This window comes from Halosimplex rarum (assembly GCF_047715405.1).
GTDB lineage: Archaea > Halobacteriota > Halobacteria > Halobacteriales > Haloarculaceae > Halosimplex > Halosimplex rarum.
Genome location: NZ_CP180412.1, coordinates 2,465,199 through 2,483,872 on the forward strand (window position 1 = coordinate 2,465,199; position 18,674 = coordinate 2,483,872).

Consider the following 18,674-nt stretch of genomic DNA (forward strand, 5'->3'; position numbering starts at 1 on the left):
ACTTCCCGCCGATGAGCTCGGTCAGGCGCTGGTTCGTCACGACCAACCACAAGGACATCGGCATCCTCTACACCATCACGGCGCTGTTCTTCCTCGTCCTCGGGGGCGTTCTCGCGATGCTGATGCGCGTCCAGCTGTGGGGGCCCGGCGAGACCATCCTCAGCGCGGGGGCGTACAACCAGGCCGTCTCCGCGCACGGCCTGCTGATGGTCTTCTGGTTCATCTCGCCGTTCGCCTTCGGCTTCGCGAACTACCTCGTCCCCCTGCAGATCGGGGCCGACGACCTCGCGTTCCCGCGACTGAACGCGATGAGCTACTGGGCGTACCTGTTTTCCGGGCTCCTCTTTATCGCCTCGTTCTTCCAGGGCGGCACCTTCGACGGCGGCTGGACGATGTACGCGCCGCTGAACGTGCCTACCTACATGCCGAACATCGGCGGGACCACCGTGGTCCTCGCGCTCATCATGTTCATCGCGGCGGTGACGATGGGGTCGGTCAACTTCCTGACGACCATGTACCGCATGCGCGCCGAGGGACTGCGGATGCGCGACCTGCCGATGTTCTCGATGTCCATCCTGCTGACGGTGTGGATGATGCTGTTCGCCTTCGCCGCGCTGCTGGCGGCGCTGATGATCCTCGGCGCCGAGCACCTGCTGGGCGTGACCTACTTCACCGCCGACGGCGGGACGCTGCTGTGGACGCACCTGTTCTGGTTCTTCGGCCACCCGGAGGTGTACATCGTCTTCTTCCCGGCACTGGGCATCATGGCCGAGTGCTTCCAGACGTTCACCGGCCAACGGCTCGTCGGTCGCAAGTGGTTCGTCCTCGCGATGGTGCTGGTCGCGCTCCAGAGCTTCGTCGTCTGGATGCACCACATGTTCCTCACCGGGATCAACCTGGAGATCAAGACGCTGTTCATGGTCACGACCATCGGCATCTCGCTACCGTTCGACCTGATGGTCTTCTCGCTGATCTACACGATGATCAAGGGTCGCATCAGATTCACGACGCCGTTCCTCTTCTCGCTCGGCGCGCTGATCCTGTTCATCATCGGCGGGATCACCGGCGTCTTCCTCGGCGCGGTCGTCCTCGACTACGAGTTCCGCGGCACGTACTGGGTGGTCGCGCACTTCCACTACGTGATGGTCGGCGGCGCGACCGGGCTGTTCGCGGGCATCTACTACTGGTTCCCGAAGATGACCGGCCGGATGTACGACGAGTTCCTCGGGAAACTCCACTTCGGGCTGTACTTCGTCGGGTTCAACCTGCTGTACTTCCCGATGTTCGGCGCCTGGGAGACCCCGCGGCGCGTGTTCGACTACGCGCCTGGCCTCTCCGGCTGGCACCAGGTCGCCACGATCGGCGGGTTCCTGCTCGGGGCCTCGTTCCTCGTCATGTTCTACAACCTGTTCAAGAGCGTGGCGACCGGCGAGGAGGTCGGCGACAACCCCTGGGAGTACGCCACCACGGCCGAGTGGGCCGTCTCCTCGCCGCCGCCCCTGGAGAACTTCCCCGGCAAACCGAGCTACGCCGGCGGCAAGCTCTCCTTCCGCGAGGAGCCGGAACTGACCGCCGACGGCAGCGGCGACGGGGTCAGTTCGACCCGGTCCGACAGCGGTCTCGCGAGCGACGCGAGCGAGACCTCGTCAGGCCATCGGCCCGACGGCGGCGTCCGCGCGGAGGGCGCGACCGCCGGCAGCGGCGGGGCGCTGGTCACCGGCCCCGACGCCGTCGCCCCGAGCGCGACGAGCGGGGCGACGGCCCACGCCGGGGAGGAACACGCCGACCACGCGAGCATCTGGCCGTTTATCATCGGCCTGGCAGGCTTCCTCACGTTCCTCGGCGTCTCGGGCATCCAGGAAGGTGGCGCCTACTACTGGCTGACCGGGACCGGCGGCGTCCTGAGCGCCGTCGGGTTCGTCGGCATGGCTCAGGAGTCGTTCCACGTGCCCGAGCCCACGGTCGCCGAGCAGTGGCCCTTCGGGGGAGTGGAGAACATGAAGCTGGGGATGTGGACGTTCCTGGCCTCCGACGTGGTGCTGTTCGGCGGCTTCATCGGCTCGTACCTGTTCCTGCGGGTCGCCAACGGCTGGATGCACTGGCACCACGCGTTCGTCCCCGAAGCCCACGTCACGTTCCCCGGGCTGGTCAACACGTACCTGCTGCTGGCGAGCAGTTTCGCGGTCGTGCTCGCGCTGGTCGCGGCGCACAAGAACAGCAGCCGGGGCGTCGTGGCCGCCCTCTCGATGACGTGGCTGCTCGGCGTCGGCTTCCTGATCAACAAGGGCCTGGAGTGGCAGCACCTGTTCCACATCTCGACGGAGGCGTTCCCCGACGGCTGGAACGTGGGGACGAACGTCGCCTCGTCGACGTTCTACCTGACCACCGGGCTCCACGGCGCCCACGTCATCGTCGGCCTGATCATGCTCATGTACATGATCCCGCGGGCGATGAAGGGCGCGTACCTCGGCGACGACGAGACCTCCATCGAGTACTTCGGGCTGTACTGGCACTTCGTGGACATCGTCTGGTTGTTCCTGTTCCCGCTGTTCTACATCCTCTAGAACCATGACACGATTCAAACTCTACACCGGGATATTCGTGGTACTGATGGCGCTGTCGACGACCCAGGCGCTCGTCGAACAGACGGGCCTGGTCGACTTCGACGCGCCGGGGACCTACTGGACGGCCTTCGGGATCATCCTCGTGCTGTCGTTCGTCAAGGCGACGGTCGTCGCGACGTACTACATGCACCTCCGGTGGGAACCCCGGTCGGTCACCTACCTGATGCTCGGCGGCCTGTTCGTCGCGCTCGCACTCACGACCGCCGCGGCCTACTCGATCCTGTAGGCCGCGGGCGATTCTGCCGCTGCCGGCCGCCGTTCCTGTCACCCAGCCGAACCAGTTCGGCCGTGATCGCCAGGGTTTATCCCGTTCACGGTTACTGTGCCGACAGCCATGTCAGAGGCCGGTTCAGCGGATTCGGGATCGAGCGGCACGAACGGGGGGAGCGGCGGGTCGCGCCTGGGGGCACTGGTCGCCACCTGGCCCAGGCGGATCGGCGTCGCGCTGGCGGGACTCGTTGGACTGGTGCTCGTCCTCTACCTGCTGGGGATCGTCGGCGCGCCGTCGGCCGGGCTGGCCGACCGCGGCGACTGGGGGGAGGTCACCGACGAGCGCACGGAGATCGTGACGACCGTCTGGGTCGACAACCCCAACCCCATCGGCGTCTCGCTGGGCAACGCCGTCACGGCCGAGTACGACATCGTCCTCAACGACGTGTTGCTCGCGGAGGGAACGAAGTCGGACATCCAAGTGCCGAAGGGCAACAGCACGACCGAGCTGCGGACCGACCTCATCAACGAGCGGCTGTCCGACTGGTGGGTCGCGTACGTCCGCGCCGACGAGACCGTCGCTCTCGACGTGAACGCGACGGTGAACGTGAACACGCCGGTCGGCACGGTACCCCACGAGGTGCGGCGCCAGCGGACGATGCTCAACGAGTCGACGCCCGTCATCGACGCGCTCTCGGCCTCCGTCAACGAGACCAGCGGCACCTACACGGAGTCGGTGAGCGCGAGCGAAGTGGACGACTCCCTGCTCGGGGACACGCTGGGCGACAGCGACACCGTGACCGTCGGCTACGAGGTCGAACGCGGCTGGGCGACCTGGGGCGAGGTCAGCGAGAACGAGACGACCGTCCGGTTCCACATGCTCGTCCACAACCCCGGCGACGTACCGGTCGCGGCCGCGCCCGACGGGATCGGCGTCAGCGTCGACATGAACGACGTGCGGACCTTCGAGGCCGAGAGCGGCGCGCTCTCGGCGGGGAGCGCGGGCGAGGACGACGTCATCGCGCCCGGCGAGACCGAGGAGGTCACCTACACCGTGACGATGGACAACGACAGAGTCGACGACTGGTTCACCAGCCACGTCCGCGAGGACGCCGGCCCAGGCGCCGAGGCGACCGCGGTGAGCGCCCAGTTCCAGGTCGTCTTCGCGAACCCGGTGACGGGCGGCGAGTTCCGCTTCCCGCGCGACTCGCCGATCACCTACGACTGCGCCTTCCAGACCGCGATCCTCGTCGACGGTCAAAATAGCACGTCGACCTGCGAACCGCCGGCCGTCCCGACCGGGAACTGACCGCCCTCCGTCTTTTCACTCCGCCGCGTCCCCCGTGTCTCGCCGGAACGACGGGAACCCGGGACGCCAGTACAGCAGGGCGACCGACGCCAGGAAGGCCAGCGTCGAGATGTCGACCGAGTAGGCGACGGCCGTCGACATGAGGGTCACCCACCCGCCGAGCAGGCCGGTGACGGCCGAGGCGACGATGGGGAACGAACAGCTGAGACAGGAGACGAAGCCGAGCGCGCCGGAGGCGACGACGCCGCTGGCGTCCACGATAGCCGCGTACACGAGGTACGTCAGGCCGAGGTACCCGATCACGCGGTAGGGGACGAACGAGACGTAGAAGACGCGCGTGATGAGTCGGACGCGTCCCCAACCTGGGGACCCGGCGCCGACACTGAGGCCCAGCACGCCCTCGGGGATCGGGTGGTGCCCGCCGACGGTCAGCCCGACAAGTCCCGCCCAGTTGGCGAGCAGCAGGAAGTAGGCGGCGGCGAGGCCGCCGGCGAGGAGGTGTCGACGGGGCGGGGCCCGCGGGATCGGCGTCCGGTAGGCCGCGACGAGGACGGCGTTGATCCAGACGAACGGGTAGATGACGTAGCGCGGGACGGTCACGTTGCCGGGGGTGGCGAGGAAGTAGCCGACGACGAGGACGCCCTCGAGCGCGACGGCCGCGGCCAGCACGCCGGTCCCGCTCGGCCAGTGCCGGGCACCGTCCCGGGTCGAGTGCGCCATCGCTCAGCTGGTGACGAGCACGACGGTGATCGCGAGGACGAACAGCATGCCCGTCGCGACGGCGCTCCCGGCCGCCGCCTGCGCGCTCGGGCGACCGTGCTCCCGCATGGCGAAGTAGATGCCGACGACGAGGAAGGAGGCGACGAGGGCGACGACCGCGCCGATTACCGCCGGGCCGGTGATGGCACCGCTGGCGTACGCCATCGCGCCGATCATGAACCCGAGCACGAGGACGACGTACAGCGCCGTCCAGGTGCTCGTGCGCCCGGCGATCTGGGCCAGTCCGGACGTCGGACGGCTCCCGTCGGCGCCCACCTCTCGGTACGCGGCCAGGGGCACGTAGTGGTGCCAGCGGCGCGACCGCAGCGCCAGGGCGACCACACCGACCCCCAGGAGCGCCGTTACCACCGTGCTCGCCAGGTACGCCGTGTTGACCATGGTACGTGTCTGCACACCACTTCCCACCGGATCGTTATAATTATTCGTTTACGAAAACCGAGAGGAATTCCGGACACGCTGGGCCGACGAGCGACGCCGACACTCTTTTTCGGGGCGCCGACAGAGTGGAGAGCATGACAGACGAACCGGCGACGGGCGAGGGCGAGGAAGCCACCGAGCGGGCGTCGCCCGACCCCGAGGGTCGAACGGGCGCCGAGGGGACGGACGATGCCGACCGCGACGAGACAGCCGACACGCGGACGGACGAGGCGACGGACGCCACTGCAACCGACGCCGGAGGGGACGCGACCGCCGAACCCGAAGACGACGTGACGACTGAGACCGAGGACGAGACGGCTGACGACGACGCGACCGACGAAGATGCGACCGCCGATCCGCAGTCGGAGGCGTCACCGTCGAACTCGACGGCTGGGGATCAACCCGCTGACGGCCCAGCGGACTCGCCCGCCGCGGACGTCCCCCCGGACGTCCAGAAGTACGACCGCTTCAAGAAGATCGACGGCGGGACCTACGACCGCGCGAACGACTTCCTGCGCGACCGCACATACATCACGGCCCGCGAGTGGGCGATCGCGCGCCTGTGCGCCGACTTCCGAACCGAGACGGGCGTCGAGATGACGAAGATCGGCGAGAACCTGCCCGAACTCGTCCCGTTCATGACCGACACGTACACGCCGCAGGCGGTCAACCAGGCCAGGGCCTCCTTCGAGGAGAAGGTCCGGAAGGCCGGTGCGACCTTCCTCTACGGCGCGATGTGCGACTTCTTCACCGCCGAGGAGCTCGACGACGTGATGTACGAGGCGACCGAGGTCGCGAAGTTCCTCCTCGAAGTCGAGGGCGTCGAACTCACCGTCGAAGAGGAACTGGAAGCCGAGGACGAGATCTCCGAGGTGATGCGCGAAGTGCGCGAGCACTCGACCGCGCTGCGCCACGACGAGATGACATGTCCCGAGTGCGGCCACGACATCGAAGCGGACCAGTGAGCGAGACGCGCGGGCCCGGTCGCGACCGAAAGCCTATCACACGGGCCGTATAACAGTTGTTCAGATGATAGATTCAGGCGGGCGGTCGGTCGTCCTGCAGGACTTCCTCATCGCGGCGATGGCGGCCATCAGCGGCGGCCTGTCCGGGGTCGACACCGAGATCACGGTCGATCAATGGTGGATTGCCGCGCTCGCGGCCGCAGTCACGGCGACGCTGCTCGGCGCGTCGGACCGCAGTCGCACCGGCGTATGGGTGCTGGCCGGCGTCGGCGTGCTCGCCATGGCCGGTATCGTCTGGAGCGCGGCGAGCGACAGTCTTTCGACCGCCGCCCTGTCGCTCGGAATGATCGGCATGGGCGCCGGCATGGCGCTCAACCGGCTCGTCTTCGGCGTCGTCGGACGGGTTCCCGACGCGCGACTCGACCGGGAACGGGACCGCGGCAGGTCGTGGCTCTGATGTGACTCCCGGACCGGAAACCCGCCCACCGATTTATCACCTGAGCGGCGTATCGGCTCGTATGGACGCTGCCCGGCGAGTCGTTCTCTTCGAGGGCGGGATGGGGGTCGCCTGGATACTGCTCGGGCTGTTGAACGTCGGCGTCGCGGGTCTCCGCGAGGGGTGGTGGCTCGGTCTCGCAGCGCTCGCCGCCACGGTCGCGACCGTCTACGCCGACGAACACCGGGTCGTCGACGTGGACGAGTGGTACCGCTACGCACTCGCGATCGTCGGCGTCGTCGCGGCGGTCGCCGTCTGCGGAGCCGTCGTCGTCGTGACGGACATGGTCGTCCTGACCGTCGTCAGCGTCGTCCTCGCCGGCATGGGCGTCGGTTTGTTGGCCTATCGAGTCGTCTTCGGCGTTCTCCGGCCCGTTCCCGAGTCGCGGCTCGATGGCGCGAACAACCGGGCTATCTGAGAACTGCGACCCGGCGGACTCGAAGCGCGATCAAGAACGGTCGTCGTCAGGCGACTCCTCGACGACTTCCGCGGCCAGATCCGCGATAGATTCGGTCTCCCGACTGCCGCGGACGGTGCGGTCAGTGTCATCGCCACCGTCGTCCTCGCCGGCACGGACGTTCTCGCCGACAGGTTCCCCGAAGGACTCGCTCTCGCCGCCCGGTCGGTCGTCGGGGTCGCGCTCGTAGACGACTGTCCCGCGGACGAGCGTCATCGTCGGGAACACGCCCTCGCGGCCCTCGAACGGCGTCCAGTCGCACTTGGTATGCAGGCGGTCGGCGCGGAGAGGATACGTCTTCCCGGGGTCGACGAGCACGAGGTCGGCGTCCATCCCCTCCGCGACGCGGCCCTTCGATGGCAGGTCGAACACGTCGGCGGGGTTGGCGGCGGTCAGATCGCGGACGCGCTCGTAGGTGAGCGCGCCGGTGCGGGCGTCGGCCAGCAGGAGCGGGAGCGCGGTCTCGACGCCGGGGACGCCCGAGGGCGCGTCCCAGATGTCGGCGTCCTTCTCTTCGGCGGTGTGGGGCGCGTGGTCGGTCGCGATCATGTCGACCTGACCCTCGACGACGCGGTCGTAGACGCGCTGGCGGCGCTTCTCGCGTCGGAGCGGCGGGTTCATCCGCCCGTGGGTCCCCAGATCGCGAAGGTCGTTCCGGGAGAGGTACATGTGGTGGGGCGTGACCTCGCAGGTCATCCCCGCCTCGTTCGCGGCGTCGATGCCCTCCGGCGTGGAGGTGTGGGCGATGTGGATCCGCGTCTCGCGCTCGAGAGCGACCTCGCAGGCGCGGCGGACGGCCGCGGCCTCCGCGCGTGCGGTCCGATAGGCGCTCCACGCGTCGGCGTCGTCGCGTTCCTTCGCGGAGACGTTGAAGCGGCTGGCGTCCTCGGCGTGGACGGTGACGGTCACGTCGCGGGCGTCGGCCTCCGCGAGCGCGTCGACGAACAGCGGCTCTTCGATGCCCATGTTCCCCGTCGAGTCGGCGAGAAACACCTCGCCGAGGGCGAAGACGTCGCGGTCGAACAGCGAGTCGGGGTCCCAGTCGGCGGTGACGCCGCCGTTGAGACCGAAATCGACCAGCGAGGCCGCCGCGAGGTCACTCTTCTCGTCGAAGGCGGCGCCGTCGACGGTCGGCGGCGAGGTGTTGGGCTGGTCGACGACGGTCGTCACGCCGCCGGCGGCGGCGCTACGGGAACCCGTTTCCCACGTCTCCTTGTGCGAGCCGCCGGGCTCGCGGAAGTGGACGTGCGCGTCGATCATCCCCGGGAGGAGGCGTTTTCCCGTCGCATCCACGACCCGTTCACCGTCGCGGGCCTCGAACCCCTCACCCACCGCCGCTATCGTCTCGCCCGACACGCGGACGTCCCGGCGGCGTCCGTCCGCGAGCGTCGCGTTCCGGAATAGCATACCCCACCTCTGACGCGCGTGGCCCTAAATCTCCCGGACTGTGGCGCCCCCGACTTCTCGCGAGCGGTCGCCGTTCAGACCGGCGTTCCGTTCGCCGACTCGCTCGGCGCGCTGGTCGGCCGGTCGGCCGCGACGACGACCGTCCCGGCGACGCGGTCGCCGACGCGCTGGCGCCGGTCGCTGATCAGCATCGAGCCGACCCCGAGGACGTACAGCCCCGGCTGAGAGTCGACGATTCGCAGGACCGAACGCACGAACGCGGTCCGGTACCCGATCGGGGAGCCGTCGGTCCCGACGACGACCAACCCGAGGAGGAGCTTCCCGACCGACGCGCCGATTGCGCCCTCCGTGACCGTGAAGTACGCGATGGTCGTGGCCGTCCAGGCAACGCCGAACACCGCAGCCGCGGCGGCGATGGCGAACTCGGCTCCCGTCCCGCCGGTGAGGGACGAAAGTGGCGCCTCGACGATGCCCAGTTCCACGCCGGCACCGAGCGTTGCGCCCGCGACACCGAGAACGAACGACCCGAGGGTGACGAGGAGGCCGACCACGAGGAGCTGGTCGATGGCGAAGGCGGCGACACGGCTGGCGACGACGTCGTCTTCCGTACCGATTCGAGGATCCGGACGGCGGAGTGTGAGTCGCATACTGAAAAGTTGTATCCTGAGATGAATGAATGTGTCGCTGGAATCACAGGCCCCGCTCACTCGGACCGTCCGCGGACGTCACTCCTCGTCGACTCGCTCCACACCGTCCGGCTCCGCGCCCACGAGCGCGCGCTCGACGGCGTCGATCACTGATTCGAGCGCCGAAGGGCCGCCCGCTCGCGCGACGCTCCCGACGGTCTCGGGATCGAAGGGAACGTCCAGCGCCGCGTAGACGGGGTCGAGGACCTCCGCGATCTCGTCGTCGTCGGCGACGAGGAGCACGCCGGCGACGACTGCCGCGTCGGCGCGGACGCGCTGTGCCAGCCCCGCGAGTTTCCGCGCTCGACCGCTGCTGTCCGCCTGGACCGAGTGCGTCCCGGGACAGAACGAATCGAGCGGTTCGCCCTCGCTAGCGTCGACGCCGAGTTCGTCGAGTGCGGCGATCAGATCGGCGGTCGCCGCGTCGTAGCGGTCCTGTAGCCCGGATCGGACGTCCTCGACGGGCGTCACGCGTGCGAACGCGACCGTCGACCCGGTGTAGGCGACCGCGCGCCCGCCGACCTCGCGCTCGACGGGTGGGAACTTCCGCTCCTCCGCGATGTCCCGGGCCTCCTCGTATCCGTCCGCCCGCACGTCCCGGCGGCCGAAGGCGACCTGCCGGTGTGGTCGCCAGACGCGGACCGCCGGCTCGCCGTCGGAGGCGACCCGGTCGACCAACTCATCCGAGACAGCGCGGTCGGCCTCGATAGTGTCGGCCCGACCGCGGTAGACGCGCATAGCGGCGGTTGGGTCCCGAAGCCGAAAACCGCAGCGGTGCTTCGACGGGCACGGAGCCGAACGGACGACGCGACGTGAGCGAACGGGACCGTAATGAGGGTCACGGCCGAACCACCGCCGATGGCCGTCACGCTGTCCGCCGACGTACTGTCGCGCTACCCGCGATTCACCCTCTACAACTCCCCGTTCGCGGCGCACGACCGGGGCTGTGCCGTCGACCTCTACCCCGGCGATAGCGACGGCGAGACGGTCCGCCCGAATCCCGAAGACGGCCCGCCCGTCGACGCGCCCTCACCAGTCGCCGGCGAGATTCTCGAAACGCGGACGGTGACGGCCCCCTCGCGGCCCTACGCCGCCGACGAGGACCACCTGATCCTCGTCGACACCGGCGAACGCGTCGCGCGTCTCTTGCACGTCGACCCCACAGTCGCGGCGGGCGATACCGTGGCAGTCGGCGACTCGCTCGGCAGACTCGTCCGCGCCGGGTTTTTCGCGCCGTGGGTCGCGAACCACCTCCACCTCGGGTTTCGGGAGTACGGGGCCGACTATCACCGCGCCGCGGGGTCGCTCCCGCTCGAACTCGATCCCGCGCTCGGCATCGACGCGATCGACTGGGACGGGACCGGCACCGTCGTCGCCGCGGGCGAGACGTACGCAGTCATCGACTCGCCGACCCATCCCGCGCCCGGCGAGCGGTTCGCCGGTCTCGCCGTCACGGACGGCGACGGCGAGCGAGTGGGCGTCCTCGACGGCGGGCTCCCCCACTACGACGGTGGCGGCCTGCTGTGTCGACGCGCCGACTCGGACGCTGGCGACGTGTTTCTCGCCGGGGAGCGAGTCGGCCGCGCAGACGGTCGCGACGTGGCCTGGAGCGACGTGACCGTCCTCGCCAACGGCGACCCGGTCACGGGCATCGCGCTCGCGATCGGTCGGGACCGGGCGGGCGTGAAACTCGTCGGCGAGTCCGTCGACCTGCCGGTCGGGACGGACGTGACGGTCTCCATCGAAACCCGTGATCCGTAATCAAGCCACCGACGGCTACTCCCCGTAGCGCTCGCGATGCTCGCGTTTCGCCCGCTCGTACGCTTCGTCGCCGCGCACCCCATCGAGATATTCTTTGTAGACGAGCGCTATCTCCCGTTTCTCCGGGTCGTACCATTCCTGTGGCTCGCGTTCGACGCGGTTGCCGCTCGCGGTTTCACCGCTCGCTTTCGAGGCGCTTCGCGCCTCGCTGTCGTCGTCGGTCCGATACTTGTTCCCGCCGGGGTACTTCGCGTAGCGCATCGCCCGCGTCCACCCCATCTGGAGGTACTTCCGGGCCACGTCCATCCCGACGAAGTCGTCGGCCGCCCGGTACCGGCAGTAGCGTTCGTAGATCGCTTCGGCGCCGTCCTCGGCGTCTGCCAGCGTCGCGATACCCCACTCGGGCAAGAGTTCGCTCTTGTACGGCTCGATCTTGAACGCGCCGCGCTCGTCGGGCGTGTGCCGGTAGCGCTCGGGGTGCTCGCGGAAATTCAGGTCCCATTCGGGGCCGTCCTCGACTTCCGTGATCTCGCCGCGGACGGGGTCGCTCATCCGTCGGCCTGTCCCGGCGTCTCTGGTCCGCCGGCGTCGAGCGATTTCTCGAACCGGAGCAGCTCGTACTCCCCCTCCGTCCGGTGGTCGGTTCCCTCGTAGCCCCGGGACCGATAGAACGCCACCGCGGACCGCTGGCGTTGTGCCGTCCACAGGAATATCCGGTCGAGGCCGCGTTCCCGGGCCGCGTCTTCCAGTCCGGCGACGATAGCACGCCCGTACCCCGCTCGCTGGTGGTCGGGGCGGACTGCGATCCGCAAGAGTTCCCCCGCGCCGGCTGAAATCTCCGCGTCTTCGACGGCGAGGCCGCCCATCGCGACTATCTCGCCCGCTGCATTCTCGGGCACCTGGCGCTCGACCACGAGGAACTCGCCACCGGCGTCGATGTAGTTCCCCTCGACGTTCCGGATATCGTCGCTGTTCGGCACGTCCTCGGGGTTCGATCCCGCCTCGCGTAGCGCCGTCCGGTGGAGGTGCCAGACCGCGTCGCGGTCGCGCGGTTCGTACCGCCGGAGCGTTTCGGAGGGGTCCCGGACCATTCAGGTGAACTCGATGTCGTCGAGCGGCGTCACTTCGCCGAAGAGGAAGTCGGCGTGCTCCAGCGCGTACTCGCGGTGGCCCTCCTCGATGCAGCCGACGGCGTCCTCGACGAGGACGGGGCGGAAGTCGCGCAGACCGGCGCTGGAGGCCGTGTGCAGGACACACACGTTGGCGAGCGTCCCGCAGATCACCAGGTCGTCGATATCGTGGGCGTCGAGCCACCCCTCCAGTTGCGTCTCGTAGAAGGCGTCGTAGGTGTGTTTCACGACGACCAGGTCGTCGTCCGCGGGTTCGAGTTCCGCGACGACCTCGGCTTCCCAGGAGCCTTCGAGGACGTGCTCGCCCCAGCGGTCGAACTCGTCGTAGTAGTGGGCGTTCTCGAACTGCTCGGGCGGGTGAACGTCGCGGGTCCAGACGACCTCGGCGCCCGCGTCGCGCGCACGGTCGACCACCTGCCCGACCGGTTCGATGGCCTCCTCGCTGCCCGGTGCGTAGAGGCTGCCGTCGGGGTGGCAGAAGCCGTTCTGCATGTCCACCACGACGACCGCCGCGGAATCGGCGTCGAGTTGCATGACTACCCGGGTGTAGGACCGCTCTCGCAAAAAGCGGTTTCGTCCGGCTACACGTCGTGGAGTGGTCCGTCCGGTCGCTCGCCGCCGGGATACAGCGTCGAGTTGGCCAGCCGTTTCGGCTGGGGTAGCGGGCCGTCGCCGGGCGCGTCGAGGCTGACTTCCTCGTCGCCGAAGACGTGGGCGGTGCCGTCGTCGAGGACGATCACCTGTTCGGTGCCGCGACCGAGCAGGTCGCCGTGGATCAGGTAGCCGTCCTCGGGGAAGGTGACGACGGGGTCGAGGTGGCCGTCGTACAGCGTCGGGTTCGTCCCGCCGCCGCGGCGCCAGGCCAGGATGTAGTCCAGATCCGCGTCGTCCCAGGCGGTCATCGGTTCGACGATGGTGAGCCAGCCGCCGGGATCCCGATCCTCGGTGCAGACCATATCGCCCTCGCTGTCGACGACGAAGATGCCGTCTTGCCCCGTCTGGTCGGGGCCGCCGCGGACGATGCGGTCCAGGCCAGCGACCTGCAACCCGTCGACGTCCTCGCGGAAGTTGCCCGGCGCGATGTGCTGGACCTCTCTGGGCTCACGGTTTCGCCAGCGCTCGCTTCCGTCGGGCGCGTAGGCGTACACGCCGCCCTCGCCGACGACGATATCGGGGTCGCCGTCCTCGTCGAGGTCGGCCACCCAGATGCAGTCGGCGTGTTCGTCGGGGATGTCCGCCGTCCACAGCGTCTCGCCGTCCGAATCGAGGAACGAGTAGCCGACCATCACTTCGTCGCTGCCGTCGCCGTCGACGTCGTGCGGCCAGGGGTAGTGGCCCGTGTTACCCTCGTGCGTCCACAGCGTCTCGAATTCCGAGTCGAGCGCCCAGACCTGCCGGTAGCGGTCTTTCACGATCAGGTCGTGGCGTCCATCGCCGCCGGTCAGGTTCGCGGGGACGATGCAGTCGTGGGCCTGCGGGGCCGGCAGTTCGGCCGTCCGCTGGATCTCGCCCGTCGCCCCGTCGATCACGCGGAACTCGTCGGCCATCACGCAGACGACCTCGTTCGCGCCGTCGCCGTCGAAATCCCAGATCTGCGCGGGGAAGTCGGCGCCGTGGCTGCCGCCCTCGGGGTCCGGCTCGCCGACCTGCCAGCGGACCTCGCCGTCGAGGTCGATGGCGGTGAGCGAGGTCACCTGATGGGGGTCGTAGGTGGCGTCGATGTCGTCGCCCTGGACGAACAGCAGTTCCATGCGGCCGTCGCCGGTCAGGTCGCCGAGCAGTACCTTCGGCCGCCCGCCCGCAGCGCTGACGTCCAACGTGGCCAGGCGGGCCGGCTCTCGAGCGTCCGTCTCGCCGGTCATCGGTCCGTTCGCCCCGTCCGTTCGACGGCCGTTCGACTGTCGAAACGCGGTCGATCCGAGGCTCTCGTGGGGTCGTTCACGGTACGGTACAGGCCACAGTCCCTCATTAATTCGATCCAATCCGCGTCGACCGACAGTCCCTTGCTCGTCGCCCCCGCAGCGAACCCATGAGCGGACGGGACTGGCTCGCGCGCAACCAGGTCGCCGTCTACGCGGTCGCCGTGCTGGCGGCGGTCGCGCTCGGACTCGGCCGGCCCGCGCAGGACTCGACGTTCGAGGCGCTGATCGAGCCGGTGCTGGTCGTCTTGCTGTACGTCACCTTCCTCGAAGTCCCGTTCGTCAGGCTCCGCGAGGCGTTCGCGGACCGCCGGTTCCTGGCCGCCGCGCTGGGGATGAATTTCCTCGTCGTCCCCGCGGTCGTGTGGACGCTGACCCGGTTTCTCGCGGCCGACCCGGTCGTGCTCGTCGGCGTCTACATGGTGTTGCTGACGCCGTGTATCGACTACGTCATCGCGTTCACTGAACTCGCGGGCGGCGACAGCGGGCAGGTCACCGCGGTCACGCCCGCGCTGATGGTCGTCCAGTTGCTGCTGCTCCCCGCGTACCTCTGGCTGTTCATGGGCCGGCAGGTCGCCGCCGCCATCGAGCCCGGCCCGTTCGTCGAGGCGTTTCTCACTCTCATCGCGCTGCCGCTCGCGCTGGCCTGGGTCACGGAGGCGTGGGCAGAACGCTCCGAACGCGGTCGCCGGTTCCAGGATACCGCGGGGTGGCTCCCGGTTCCGATGATGGCCGCGACGCTGCTGGTCGTCGTCGCCTCGCAGCTCCCGCGAGTCCGCGACTCGTTCGACCAGATCGCGGCGGTCGTGCCGATATACGTCGCCTTCCTCGTCGCCATGCCGTTGCTGGCCCGCGTGGTCGCGGGTCGGCTCCGGCTGGACGTCGGCTCCGGGCGCGCGCTCGTGTTCACGTCGGTGACGCGGAACTCGCTGGTCGTGTTGCCGCTCGCGCTGGCGCTCCCGGCGGGCTACGAACTCGCGCCCGCCGTCGTCGTGACCCAGACGCTGGTCGAACTCTGCGGGATGGTCGTCCTCACGCGGGTCGTCCCCGCGTGGCTCGTCCCCGACGCCTCGGGCCGGCTCTCGCTGCCGGCCGCCGCTCGCGGTGACTGAGGAGCGCCGGAAAGAGTGGGTTCGACTGCCGGGCTGTCGCGCTCAGGCGGCCGTGCTCACGCGGTCGCCGACCGCGTCAACGATAGCTTCGACGTCGTACTCGTCGGATTCCTTGTCGAAGACGACCTCGCCGTCCGCTCGGACCTCGAAGACGCCGTCGTCGCCGGTCACCAGCGAGACGGCCTCGACGCCCTGACCGAACTCCTCCAGGAGCGCGGTCTGCAGGTCGACAGCGCGGTCGCGCATGCCACACGGAACGCAGTATTCGATTTCGACTGTCGTCATGTTCGTACGGCCGTTCGGCCCCGCTACTGGTAAACGCTGACGTGGCGGACGGACGTGCCGGTACGTCCGAGATCAGTCCCCGGATCCCGGCTCCGAGACGTCGTCGCCGACGGACGCCTCGAACCCGACCGCCTCCGCGTCCGCCGCCGCGCGGTCGACGGCCGCGTCGAGGTCGAACTCCCGGACGACCTCGCCGTCGCGGACGAGCGGTTCGAGGAGCGCCTCGGCGTCGTCCGGCGCTTCGTCCGCGGCCAGCGCGACGTGATGACCGCCGTCGTCGGTCCGAAAGACTTCCTTCTTCCCCGTGAGCTTCCCGCGCTTGGCCGCGAGTTCGCCGTCGACCTCGACGATGTCCAGCGCGAAGTCCGTCGGGTTCGCGTTGCTGACGTGGCTGCCGACGCCGAAGCCCTCGACGTACTCGCGGAGTTCGACCAGCTCTCCTGGGCCGAGCCCGCCGCTGACGAAGATCCCCACGTCCTCGAACCCCTCGGCGTCGAGCGTCCAGCGCACCTCTCGGATGATGTGCTCGAAGTCGCCGCGGCGCGAGGACGTGGTGTCGATGCGCACCGAGTCGAGCGCGTCGACCGCCTCGGCGGCGCGGACGGACTCGTCGACCTCGTCGCTGTAGGTGTCGACGAGTGCGATCCGCGGCACGTCCTCGCCGACGGCCTCGTCGAACGCCTGCCACGCCGCCTCCTGTTCGCCGCGGCCGAAGCAGATGACGAGCGCGTGGGGCATCGTCCCGCCGGCTTCGCGGCCGATCACCTCGCCCGCGGCGACGTTCGAGAACCCGTCGAGCCCGCCCAGCAGGGCCGACCGCTCGACCATCGCGCCGATGGAGGGGTGGACGTGGCGCGAGCCGAAGCTCAGCACCGTGGAGTCGGGCGCGGCGCGGCGGACTTCGAGCGCCGCGGTCGCGGCCCCCGTCGGGTGGGAGAGAAAGCCCAGCAGCGCGGTCTCCAGGCGGCAGAACTCCAGGTACGGTCCCTCGATGCGCATCACGGGCCCGCCGTCGAACAGCCGCCCTTCCCGCACGGCGTCGACGTCCACGTCGCGGCCCTCCAGGAGCCGCGCGGCGTCTTTCACGCCCGCCAGCAGTTCCCACTCGCCGGTGGGGAACTGGTCGGCAGTCACTTCCGCGACGACGTGGGGGTTGCGGTCGGCGTGTTCCAGCGTCTCGACCGTCCGGTCGAAGTAGGCGTCGGTGGCTCGCCCGTCGGCGATGGCCTCCGGGGGCACGATGTCGAAGCCCGACTCGTCGGTCATGCCGTGGTGTACCGAGGCGACCGTGAAAAACTGTCCGCGTTCGATGTGGATCTGGAACCTCCAGTAGTATTGAGAACGCCGGCACCGCCGCGAACAGCGTGAAAGCCCCGACTGGTTCGACTCGGGCGCCTCGCTGCGCTCCTCACTCGCTCCGCTCGTTGCGGTGCTTGCTTCGTCGTCCTTCGTCGAACCAGTCGCCCCTTTCAGTCCCACCCGTTTCTGCTGGCCGACCAGTCTACGCGGGAGGGACTGAAAGGGGCCGGGCGCTGCGGGAACCCCGCCGTAGCAAGCACTGAAGCGAACGCAGTGAGCGAAGTCGTTCGAAAGACGGCGCAGCCGTCTTTCGTGATGACGAGAGAGCGAAGCTCTCTCGGACCACGCGCACCAAGGCGCGGGACCGCAGCGTCCGGGGGCTTTCACGCTGTTCTGATTGCTGGCACCGGGAGCGGTCACCGCGACAGCGCCGATTTCCGCCGTGGTTCGAACTCAACCGGATCGCGAGTGGACCTCGGAGAGCTGGTCGGTGGTGGGAGCGTTGACGATCCGGACGGTATCGCCGTTCCGGACGACTCGGAAGGCGTCCCCGAACTGGCTGTCCTCGGGGACGACGTAGACGTTTCCGCGCGGATTCCGGGCGTCGTGTTCGTCCAGTACGTCGAGATAGGCCTCGTGGAACTGCCTGGCGTCCTTCTCGGAGTCCCAGACGGACTTCCAGACGTAGCCGCCGGCCGAGCCGTTGGTGTAGGGGACGACGCTGTCGCCGCCCCAGCCGGCCGAGGGCGCGGACTGGTAGCCGTAGCGGTTTTCGGGGTTCACGGCGCCGTTGTGGACGAGCATGGCGTAGATGGACGCCTCGCCGACGGTGTCGGCGACGGGGTCGCGGTCGAAGCGGCGCCACTCGCCGCCGGAGCGGTCGGCGACGCTCACGTTGACGGGTTCCTCGTCGGGGTACAACTCGGGGTGGATGAGCTGTTCCGTGCTGTCGGGGCGGTCGTCGTAGAGGTCGTCGACGGCGTCCCAGCCGCCGTCGGAGCGGACGTCGTCGACGAACTGCGACCCCGCGGCGTAGGGCGTGTAGATGGTCAGGAACAGCCCGCGGTTGTAGTCGCTGCCGCTCGACCCGCCACCGCCGCCGTCGCTGGACGGCTCGGGGATGCACGACCACCGAGTGTCACAGCGGTTCCGGTAGATCGCGTCGACGTAGCGCGCGTCGCCCTCGGTGACGCCGCGGTTGGCGAGCTGCTGGTCCTGCGTCTCGCCCTCGGCGCCGAAGCCGAAGTGCTGGTCCTGCAGCGCGTGGACGAGTTCGTGCGCGAGCGTCACTCGGTCGATCGTGGGGGTCTCGGAGTCGCTGACGAGGACGATGGTGTCCTTGCCGGGTGAGTAGTAGCCCTGGATACTCTGGCTCAGCGTCTCGTCGGAGCTGTTCGAGTACGACGAGCGCTCGCCGACGATGAACAGCGACTCCCAGACCTGGTCGTTCCAGCGCTCGTACGTGCTCGATCCGTTCCCGCCGCCGGTCCGGTTTTCGAGGTACTGCTCGCGGGAGATGACCTCGACGGGGACGGTCTCGTTGAACTCCAGTTCGCGGATCTGTTCGACGCGGGCCATCGTCCTGGCGACGACCGCCTCGCGCTCGCTGGCGTTGTAGCCGTCGGCGGGCGTGACGTTCACCTCGTCGTCGTACCAGTAGCCGTTCTCCCAGCCCAGCCGGTCGTCATCGGGGTCGCCCGGCGGATGGCCGCCGAGCGACTCCAGCCCCGTGCAGCCGGCGAGGAGCGCGACGACGACGACCGCCGCGAGCGCGGCCTGCGCGCGAGTCGATTCAGGTGCTCGGAGTCCCATCGAGG

The 18,674-nt window shown here is 69.1% G+C and carries 20 protein-coding genes; 8 read left to right on the plus strand and 12 right to left on the minus strand.

What is annotated here, in order from left to right:
• The first annotated feature begins 11 nt into the window (after nt 1-11).
• From ACMGFH_RS11870 to ACMGFH_RS11880, 3 genes are all read left to right on the plus strand, one after another.
• Nucleotides 12-2,564, plus strand: coding sequence for a cbb3-type cytochrome c oxidase subunit I (locus tag ACMGFH_RS11870; RefSeq protein ID WP_415383241.1), 2,553 nt, complete (start codon nt 12-14; stop codon nt 2,562-2,564).
• 4 nt (nt 2,565-2,568) lie between these two features.
• Entirely contained in the window at nt 2,569-2,850 is a 282-nt protein-coding gene (locus ACMGFH_RS11875) for a cytochrome C oxidase subunit IV family protein (protein ID WP_415378655.1), read from the plus strand.
• A gap of 108 nt (nt 2,851-2,958) precedes the next feature.
• Nucleotides 2,959-4,143, plus strand: a complete 1,185-nt coding sequence (locus ACMGFH_RS11880) for an LEA type 2 family protein (protein ID WP_415378656.1) — start codon at nt 2,959-2,961, stop codon at nt 4,141-4,143.
• A gap of 15 nt (nt 4,144-4,158) precedes the next feature.
• Here ACMGFH_RS11880 and ACMGFH_RS11885 read toward each other — a convergent pair whose 3' ends face one another.
• Both ACMGFH_RS11885 and ACMGFH_RS11890 read right to left on the minus strand, forming a co-directional pair.
• Nucleotides 4,159-4,863, minus strand: coding sequence for a hypothetical protein (locus ACMGFH_RS11885; RefSeq protein ID WP_415378657.1), 705 nt, complete (start codon nt 4,861-4,863; stop codon nt 4,159-4,161).
• 3 nt (nt 4,864-4,866) lie between these two features.
• Nucleotides 4,867-5,316, minus strand: coding sequence for a hypothetical protein (locus ACMGFH_RS11890; protein WP_415378658.1), 450 nt, complete (start codon nt 5,314-5,316; stop codon nt 4,867-4,869).
• 119 nt (nt 5,317-5,435) lie between these two features.
• Between ACMGFH_RS11890 and ACMGFH_RS11895 the strand changes: the two genes are divergently transcribed.
• The 3 genes from ACMGFH_RS11895 (at nt 5,436) to ACMGFH_RS11905 (ending at nt 7,219) form a co-directional block, all read left to right on the plus strand.
• Nucleotides 5,436-6,305 carry a DUF5806 family protein gene (locus tag ACMGFH_RS11895; RefSeq protein ID WP_415378659.1) on the plus strand — a complete coding sequence of 290 codons (870 nt, stop codon included), beginning with the start codon at nt 5,436-5,438 and terminating at the stop codon, nt 6,303-6,305.
• Nucleotides 6,306-6,369: 64 nt separating this feature from the next.
• Entirely contained in the window at nt 6,370-6,762 is a 393-nt protein-coding gene (locus ACMGFH_RS11900) for a hypothetical protein (RefSeq protein ID WP_415378660.1), read from the plus strand.
• A 61-nt stretch (nt 6,763-6,823) separates the two neighbouring features.
• Nucleotides 6,824-7,219 carry a hypothetical protein gene (locus tag ACMGFH_RS11905; protein ID WP_415378661.1) on the plus strand — a complete coding sequence of 132 codons (396 nt, stop codon included), beginning with the start codon at nt 6,824-6,826 and terminating at the stop codon, nt 7,217-7,219.
• 30 nt (nt 7,220-7,249) lie between these two features.
• Here the strand turns inward: ACMGFH_RS11905 and ACMGFH_RS11910 are convergent, their stop codons facing one another.
• From ACMGFH_RS11910 to ACMGFH_RS11920, 3 genes are all read right to left on the minus strand, one after another.
• Nucleotides 7,250-8,665, minus strand: coding sequence for a dihydroorotase (locus ACMGFH_RS11910; protein ID WP_415378662.1), 1,416 nt, complete (start codon nt 8,663-8,665; stop codon nt 7,250-7,252).
• Between the two features lie 74 nt (nt 8,666-8,739).
• On the minus strand, nt 8,740-9,312 hold the full coding sequence (locus tag ACMGFH_RS11915) for an RDD family protein (protein WP_415378663.1): 573 nt from the start codon (nt 9,310-9,312) through the stop codon (nt 8,740-8,742).
• 78 nt (nt 9,313-9,390) lie between these two features.
• The gene (locus ACMGFH_RS11920; protein WP_415378664.1) at nt 9,391-10,089 is read right to left on the minus strand and encodes a biotin/lipoate A/B protein ligase family protein; all 699 of its coding nucleotides are present in this window, start codon (nt 10,087-10,089) and stop codon (nt 9,391-9,393) included.
• Between the two features lie 120 nt (nt 10,090-10,209).
• Here ACMGFH_RS11920 and ACMGFH_RS11925 point away from each other — a divergent pair, with 120 nt between their 5' ends.
• On the plus strand, nt 10,210-11,112 hold the full coding sequence (locus ACMGFH_RS11925) for a hypothetical protein (RefSeq protein WP_415378665.1): 903 nt from the start codon (nt 10,210-10,212) through the stop codon (nt 11,110-11,112).
• A 15-nt stretch (nt 11,113-11,127) separates the two neighbouring features.
• Here ACMGFH_RS11925 and ACMGFH_RS11930 read toward each other — a convergent pair whose 3' ends face one another.
• From ACMGFH_RS11930 to ACMGFH_RS11945, 4 genes are read right to left on the minus strand one after another with little or no spacing between them, the layout of a single operon-like run.
• Nucleotides 11,128-11,664 carry a DUF4385 family protein gene (locus ACMGFH_RS11930; protein ID WP_415378666.1) on the minus strand — a complete coding sequence of 179 codons (537 nt, stop codon included), beginning with the start codon at nt 11,662-11,664 and terminating at the stop codon, nt 11,128-11,130.
• The gene (locus ACMGFH_RS11935) at nt 11,661-12,203 is read right to left on the minus strand and encodes a GNAT family N-acetyltransferase (RefSeq protein WP_415378667.1); all 543 of its coding nucleotides are present in this window, start codon (nt 12,201-12,203) and stop codon (nt 11,661-11,663) included. Before ACMGFH_RS11935 ends, ACMGFH_RS11930 begins: the two co-directional genes overlap by 4 nt.
• Nucleotides 12,204-12,776 (minus strand): cysteine hydrolase family protein, encoded by a 573-nt coding sequence (locus ACMGFH_RS11940; protein WP_415378668.1) that lies wholly within the window; start codon nt 12,774-12,776, stop codon nt 12,204-12,206.
• A gap of 47 nt (nt 12,777-12,823) precedes the next feature.
• Nucleotides 12,824-14,104 carry a hypothetical protein gene (locus ACMGFH_RS11945; RefSeq protein WP_415378669.1) on the minus strand — a complete coding sequence of 427 codons (1,281 nt, stop codon included), beginning with the start codon at nt 14,102-14,104 and terminating at the stop codon, nt 12,824-12,826.
• 167 nt (nt 14,105-14,271) lie between these two features.
• Here ACMGFH_RS11945 and ACMGFH_RS11950 point away from each other — a divergent pair, with 167 nt between their 5' ends.
• A complete protein-coding gene (locus tag ACMGFH_RS11950; RefSeq protein WP_415378670.1) occupies nt 14,272-15,273 on the plus strand; it encodes an arsenic resistance protein in 1,002 nt (333 codons plus the stop codon).
• A 42-nt stretch (nt 15,274-15,315) separates the two neighbouring features.
• Here the strand turns inward: ACMGFH_RS11950 and ACMGFH_RS11955 are convergent, their stop codons facing one another.
• The 3 genes from ACMGFH_RS11955 to ACMGFH_RS11965 form a co-directional block, all read right to left on the minus strand.
• Nucleotides 15,316-15,558: a SelT/SelW/SelH family protein gene (locus ACMGFH_RS11955; RefSeq protein ID WP_415378671.1), complete on the minus strand. Its 243-nt coding sequence runs from the start codon at nt 15,556-15,558 to the stop codon at nt 15,316-15,318.
• A 72-nt stretch (nt 15,559-15,630) separates the two neighbouring features.
• Nucleotides 15,631-16,824 carry a nicotinate phosphoribosyltransferase gene (locus tag ACMGFH_RS11960; protein WP_415378672.1) on the minus strand — a complete coding sequence of 398 codons (1,194 nt, stop codon included), beginning with the start codon at nt 16,822-16,824 and terminating at the stop codon, nt 15,631-15,633.
• A gap of 486 nt (nt 16,825-17,310) precedes the next feature.
• A complete protein-coding gene (locus ACMGFH_RS11965; RefSeq protein ID WP_415378673.1) occupies nt 17,311-18,669 on the minus strand; it encodes an Hvo_1808 family surface protein in 1,359 nt (452 codons plus the stop codon).
• Nucleotides 18,670-18,674: the final 5 nt, after the last annotated feature.